The sequence below is a fragment of the Exiguobacterium sp. AB2 genome, assembly GCF_000696055.1.
In the GTDB taxonomy this organism is placed as follows: domain Bacteria; phylum Bacillota; class Bacilli; order Exiguobacteriales; family Exiguobacteriaceae; genus Exiguobacterium; species Exiguobacterium alkaliphilum.
On the sequence record NZ_JNAA01000061.1, the window covers coordinates 1 to 6633 of the forward strand.

The 6633-nt window shown below is 51.5% G+C and carries 7 protein-coding genes; 2 read left to right on the forward strand and 5 right to left on the reverse strand.

Annotation, left to right across the window (positions count from 1 at the left end; translation table 11 throughout):
* Positions 1-29: 29 nt before the first annotated feature.
* From DI14_RS08465 to DI14_RS08485, 5 genes are all read right to left on the reverse strand, one after another.
* Positions 30-476, reverse strand: a complete 447-nt coding sequence (locus DI14_RS08465) for a hypothetical protein (protein WP_034807528.1) — start codon at positions 474-476, stop codon at positions 30-32.
* 46 nt (positions 477-522) lie between these two features.
* The gene (locus tag DI14_RS08470) at positions 523-981 is read right to left on the reverse strand and encodes a DUF1877 family protein (RefSeq protein WP_235193429.1); all 459 of its coding nucleotides are present in this window, start codon (positions 979-981) and stop codon (positions 523-525) included.
* Between the two features lie 81 nt (positions 982-1062).
* Positions 1063-2505, reverse strand: a complete 1443-nt coding sequence (locus tag DI14_RS08475) for a sodium:alanine symporter family protein (protein WP_034807530.1) — start codon at positions 2503-2505, stop codon at positions 1063-1065.
* A 180-nt stretch (positions 2506-2685) separates the two neighbouring features.
* Positions 2686-5154 (reverse strand): CoA-disulfide reductase, encoded by a 2469-nt coding sequence (locus tag DI14_RS08480; protein WP_034807532.1) that lies wholly within the window; start codon positions 5152-5154, stop codon positions 2686-2688.
* A complete protein-coding gene (locus DI14_RS08485; RefSeq protein ID WP_034807533.1) occupies positions 5151-5456 on the reverse strand; it encodes a rhodanese-like domain-containing protein in 306 nt (101 codons plus the stop codon). The genes DI14_RS08480 and DI14_RS08485 overlap by 4 nt, the downstream gene beginning before the upstream one ends.
* 284 nt (positions 5457-5740) lie before the next feature.
* Between DI14_RS08485 and DI14_RS08490 the strand changes: the two genes are divergently transcribed.
* Both DI14_RS08490 and DI14_RS08495 read left to right on the forward strand, forming a co-directional pair.
* Positions 5741-6007 carry a metal-sensitive transcriptional regulator gene (locus tag DI14_RS08490; RefSeq protein ID WP_021068154.1) on the forward strand — a complete coding sequence of 89 codons (267 nt, stop codon included), beginning with the start codon at positions 5741-5743 and terminating at the stop codon, positions 6005-6007.
* A 66-nt stretch (positions 6008-6073) separates the two neighbouring features.
* Positions 6074-6505 (forward strand): YbjN domain-containing protein, encoded by a 432-nt coding sequence (locus tag DI14_RS08495; protein ID WP_034807535.1) that lies wholly within the window; start codon positions 6074-6076, stop codon positions 6503-6505.
* Positions 6506-6633 lie beyond the last annotated feature (128 nt).

The window sequence follows — 6633 nt, forward strand, 5'->3', positions numbered from 1 at the left end:
TGCCCTCGCCTGAGGCTCCGAGCGTTCTTTTATGCTTCTGGCTGTTGATCGAGTTGTTTTAGATGAAGCAACAACACCCCGGTCACGAACAGTGTGACGGTCGGAACGGTTGCTCCGATTATCGTTTCCCACCATTCCCCATGTAAATCGAAATAATAAGCGGTCAATAGGCATCCGAGAAAGATCACGCTGACCGTACCGACTACTTTGACGACCGAGGCGCGCGGATGCCGGTCGTGGATAAACATCGAACTGTTGATGATGGCGAATAACAAGTTTAGAAAGAATAAGCCGAACATGGCCGCGACCAACCACGTATTGTACATAACAAACCCATGCACGGATAAAAAGCTGACCACGAACACTAGCAACGTCAACATGTTGACGCGACCGAGCCATTTCTGTCCCGTCCGATAGGCAAAAATCGGGCTAATCAATGAAAAAAAGAACGCTGTCGTGATGAAGAAGTCCCCCACCGTGTATCACCATCCATTTTTTCAATATTATACCACCTGATCGACTTCATTCATAGTAAATCAAGACGAGTTCGTCCCGCTCGGCTGCGGCCTCACAATACCGTCGAAGCGACGTCCACTTCAACCAAATCTCGTCGAGTCCGTCATGGTCGACGAACGCCATGTCGGCGACGTCTTCTTTTGTGAACGCACCGAGTGCGTCTCTGACAATGTGCAGCAATTGCGGCGTCAAGATGCCGACGACGACCGCCTGCTTCTCGTTGACGATCAACTCTTCCCCGATGACGGCCATCTCTAAGTTGTACGTGTCATCCCCATCGATATAAATCTCGATTTGTCCAAGAATCTTTTGGAAACGTTCGATATTGGGGAGCGTCAACGTCTCATACGTGTCACGTTGTTGACTATGCACGTGCAGCAGCCAATCTAAAATCATTTCCGGGTCTTGTCCGAATGAGACCCATACTTCCGGGGAAATGCGTATATAGTGTGTCGTCTCCATCATTGAACGCCCCCCTTTTCTTCAGTTTACCCATCTTTCGGGCGCAAAAAAACCGTCTACGTGCTTTCGTAGACGGTTCTTTCGTTATGAGCGGATCGTACCTGTTTTGACTTCTTCTTCTGATTCCCAAGCTTCGATGTACTCGCGGCCTGGTAGATCTTCAATCGAATCGGCGTAGAAGACCGGATCGTCGCCTTGACGGCGCTGCTCCAAATAATCGTCGAGGACGAGACGGGCAACTTTCGCGAGGCGGAAAATCGCATACAAGTTGACGAGTGCCATGAGACCCATGAACACGTCCGCGATTGACCAGACGAGACCGGCCGAACGGACCGCTCCGAAGAGGACCATACCGACGACACCGATGCGGTAGAGCGTGACGTAAATCTTTTTATCCGAAATGAACTGGATGTTCGTCTCACCATAGTAGTAGTTTCCAAGAATCGAGCTGAACGCGAACAAGAAAATCGCGATTGTGAGGAACGATGTCGCCATCGGACCGACTTCGGCCGTGAGCGCGGCTTGTGTCAACTCGACACCAGCGAACGACTCTGAACCGGCGACGCCTGACAATAAGATAATCATCGCTGTCGATGTACAAACGAGAAGTGTATCGACGAACACACTGAGTGATTGAATCAACCCTTGTTTAACCGGGTGTGATACTTCAGCTGTAGCTGCCGCGTTCGGGGCTGAACCCATTCCCGCTTCGTTCGAGAAGAGACCACGACGGATCCCTTGAAGTACCATTGCTCCAATGGCACCACCGAACAGTTGCTGAAGACCGAGTACGCCTTCCGAGAAAATCAAGCCGAACACTTCAGGCAATAGTGAAGCGTTCGTAATCATAATCCAAGTGGCAAGTAGAATGTAGCCACCCGCCATGACCGGAACGATGATACTCGAAAGAACGGCAATCGATTGAATCCCACCGAAGATGATGACTGCAGTGACGAGCGCCAAAATGATACCGACTGTTGTCGTGCTAATCCCGAACTGGTTGCTGACTGACAACGAAATTGTGTTCGACTGAACCGAGTTGAAGGCGAAACCGAACGAGAACGTGATCAAGATGGCGAATAAAATCCCGAGCCAGCGCTGACCGAGCGCACGTTCCATATAGTAAGCCGGACCTCCGCGCCATGTGCGACCGTCTCGGATTTTATACACTTGCGCGAGCGTGCTTTCGACGAACGCTGAAGCTGATCCGATGAGCGCGATCAGCCACATCCAGAAGACGGCTCCCGGGCCTCCGAGCGCGATTGCAGTCGCGACACCGGCAATGTTCCCAGTCCCGACGCGTGCAGCCGTCCCGATGGCGAATGCCTGGAACGACGAAACTTGGCCTTTTTCACGCTTCATGCCATCTTTGAATAAGAGACGAACCATCTCTGGAAACATCCGGAACTGGACGAACCCCATGCGAACGGTAAAGTACAAACCTAAGGCGACAAGGACAACGATTAGCACTGACGACCAGAGCAGGTCGTTGGCTGATGAAACGAGATCTTCTACGAATTTCTCCATCTTTAAATCCTCCGTGTATGTGTGAGTTATAAGAAAAAGTTATGTCAACTTTCTTTACATGAGTAGAATTATAGGAAAAACGTTTAAAAATGCAATCCTTTTCAACAATCTCATCGTTTGACGCGACCGTAAAAAAGGACGACCGGTCACGTGACCGGTCGTCCTTACGATTCGATGCGATTAGATAAAGAGGTTCAAGTTGCCGCCTTCAGCTGCCCCGAGGTATGCTGCCACACCACCGAGGTCGATGCCATCGATTAACTCTTCTTCCTTGATGCCCATGACGTCCATCGACATCGTACAAGCGACCATTTTGACGCCTGCCTCTTGGGCTGACTTAATCATTTCGTCGAGTGATGGGACGTTCTTGTCACTCATGACTTTCTTCATCATCTTCTGTCCGACGCCACCGAAGTTCATGTTCGAGAGCGGGAGTTCGCCTGCGTGTGACGGCATCATCATGCCGAACATCTTCTCGAGACCTTGTTTCTTCACTTCCGGTGCGTCCGGTTTACGGATGACGTTGAGACCCCAGAACGTGAAGAACATCGTCACGTCTTTACCCATCGCCGCCGCACCCTGGGCGATGATGAATGAAGCGAGGGCACGGTCAAGGTCACCGCTGAAGACGACCATCGATGCGCCGTCAGCTGCTGGTGCACCTGCTTGGACGGCCGCAGGGCCATTTCCTTTTTGAAGAATCGCTTCAACTCGACCGTTGACGAACTGTTTCGAAACGAGTTTGTTGCCCGTCTTTTTCGCCCACGCCTCGATGTCAGCGAAGAAGCCTGGATCGCTTGCGAGGACACGAAGTGTCTCGCCTTCGCCTAGTTCAGCGACTTTTTTGTTTACTTCTAAGATCGGTCCCGGGCATTGCAGACCGCACGTATCTAGGAAAATCGGTTCCCCGATTGGTTGATTCATCATTGCTTGTGGTGCCTCCTCCGTTGCTGTTGCAGCAGTCTCATTTGCTGCCGACGCGTCTGCCTCGATGGCATCGAAATCGCGTTTTACTTGTGACCACGTCTTGTAGCCACCGCTCAAGTTTTTAACCTTGAATCCGTTTTGACGCAAGATGCGGGATGCGAGATATCCACGAAGCCCGACTTGGCATGTCACGTAAATCGTTTCGTCTTTGCTGTAGTTGTCCAAGTGATCGCGTAGCGAGTTGAGCGGAACGTTGATCGAGCCAGGGATTTTCCCAAGTTCGTGTTCCGACTCGTCACGGACGTCGAGTAATGTCGCACCGTTTTGGACCAAGTCGTCAATCTCGTTCCAATGTACGACTTCGTTGTCGCCGAGGACGACGTTCGAGGCGACGTAGCCGATCATGTTGACCGGGTCTTTCGCCGAACTGAACGGCGGTGCGTAGCTGAGTTCAAGGTCTGGGAGGTCGAGGACCGTCAATCCGCCTTTCATCGCTGTCGCAATCACGTCGATTCGTTTGTCGACACCGTTCATGCCGACACCTTGCGCGCCGTAAATCTCACCGGTTGTCGGGTGGAATAAGAGCTTGAGTGACACCGGTGTCGATCCCGGGTAATAACCTGCGTGCGAACCCGGGTGTACGTGGACGGCTTCGAACGCTTTACCGGCCGCTTTCAAACGCTTCTCGTTCCAACCTGTCGACGCGACGGTCATATCGAAGACTTTAGCGATCCCCGTTCCCATCGTCCCGTTGTATTTCACATCGCGACCGTTAATGATATCCGCGACGAGGCGGCCCTGACGGTTGGCCGGCCATGCAAGTGGAACGACCGTCGGCTCTTTGAAGACATAGTCGAGCACCTCGACAGCGTCCCCGATCGCGTAGATGTTCGAATCTGACGTGAGCATCTTCTCGTTGACGCGGATCGCGCCACGAATGCCTGTCTCGAGTCCCGCTTCCGTCGCAATCGACGATTCTGGCGCGACACCGATTGACAAGACAACCATGTCCGTCTCGATGACACGACCGCTCTTCAAGTGGACGCGCTTCCCTTGATTAGAGAACGAGTCGACGCCGTCAGAAAGTTGTAAGTCGACGCCGTGAAGACGCATATGTTCATGCACCGGCGACACCATCTCACGGTCAAGCGGCGTCATGACTTGATCGGCCATCTCGACGAGCGTCACGTCGACGCCACGTTCCCGTAAGTTTTCAGCCATCTCGATGCCGATGAACCCGCCACCGATGACCGTCGCATGTTTCGGCGCTTTCTCATCGACATAGCTGCGGATTTGATCCGTATCTGGGATGTTGCGGAGCGTGAAGATGTCTTCCGCTTCTTCAATCCCCGGGATGTTCGGGCGAATCGGTTTCGCACCCGGCGACAAGATGAGCACATCGTAAGACTCGTCATACGTCTCGCCCGTTTGAACGTGTTTGACCGTGACCGTTTTCTCAGCACGGTTGATTTTCGTCACTTCCGTCAAATTGCGGATATCGAGCTGGAACCGCTTGTTCATTCCCTCGACCGTTTGGACGAGCAGCTTTTGACGGTCTTGAATGACGTCACCGATATAATATGGAAGACCACAGTTCGCGAATGAGATATACTCCCCCCGGTCGAACATGACGATTTGGTTCTCTTCATTTAAGCGACGAAGGCGTGCGGCTGCTGAAGCGCCACCGGCGACCCCACCGACGATTACGATTTTTTTACTCATTGCTCATTTCCTCCTTTGACGACTTCACCTGGCCAACTCATCAAGCCATCTTCTATATTGACCACTTTATAGCCTTTCGCCTCCATTTGCCAAGTCGCCTGCGTGCTGCGTGCGCCTGAACGACAGAGAACGATATATTCTTGATCCGGGTCGAGCGTGTCAATCCAATCCGCCATCTCTGAAAGCGGATAGTTGTTCGCACCGGCAATATGCGCTTCTTGAAACTCGTCGCGTTCACGGACGTCAACGATGTTCACAGGTACTTCAAAATCCATTTGTCGTTTCAAAGCTGATGCTTTCATCGGTTATAACTCCATCCTTTTCTTGTGTAATGAGGTGTTCTTACTCTTCATTTGGTTGCGGGCGTCCAACTCAAGTTTGTGATTCGTTGCACAATTCGCTTCCATGTCATTAATATACCCCCTGTGGTATTTGATTGCAAGGAATATGTTTGACGAAATGGTAAACGTTCAAAAATTCTTCCCATCAAACGTTGTCACTCGACACATACTCCCCTACGTATTAAGATGAGACTACACAAGAAATAGTTGGGTTACTGAACGATTTTTATATAGAGGTGAATCGAATGGAACAGTATCAATACGATGCGAAAGTGTTGAATCGGATGAAGCGTGTCGAAGGTCAAATCCGGGCCATTATTCGCATGATGGAAGAAGGGAAAGAGTGTCGTGACGTCGTCACCCAGTTGAGCGCGGCCCGTTCGGCGCTCGACCGCGCCTCGACGATTATCGTCGCGAAGAATTTAGAGCAATGCATCATCACGGCGCAACAAGATGGCGAAGATACGTCGGAAACGGTCGAAGAGGCCATCAAAATGTTGATGAAACGCTAGTTCCCCTTGCTTTCCCTAGCCAAATGGGCGAAAGTTAGAGTAACGACTTTTAAGGGGGACTTCTTTGTGAACTTCGAAGAAAAAGTGGAATCATTCAAAGCGCTCGTCGCTGAACGCAACATGACGTTCAAAGAGAGCGAGACAGATACGCACGTAACGTTTTTGACGCGTGAAACGACTAAATCTGGGGCTCAGCCCGTTATGATTATCGCCTTCAACAAAAAGACGACGGACGCCGAGCTCTACGCCGCGACCGTGACGCACGTACCGGACTACGTCGAAGACTTGCCGATTTTGAACGCCTTGAACGAGTTCAACCAAGAGTTCAAATACTTCCGTTGCGTCCTCGACAGCGATCGTGACGTCACACTCGCATCGACGCTCGACCTCGACCTCGGCTTCTCGCCAGAGATCATCTTGCAACACTCGTTCATGATGTTCCAAGCAGCCGATGAAGTGAACGAGTATATGCAGAAGCTCTACACACAAGTCCAATGACGACAAACCGCCACGGAAAAATCCCGAGGGCACTGAAAAACTTCAAATGTTTTTGAACAGAGGAGCGTCGTCCCGGAAGGGATGGCGCTCCTCTGTTTTCATTGCCCTTCAGCCGCCCTGTCCGGCAC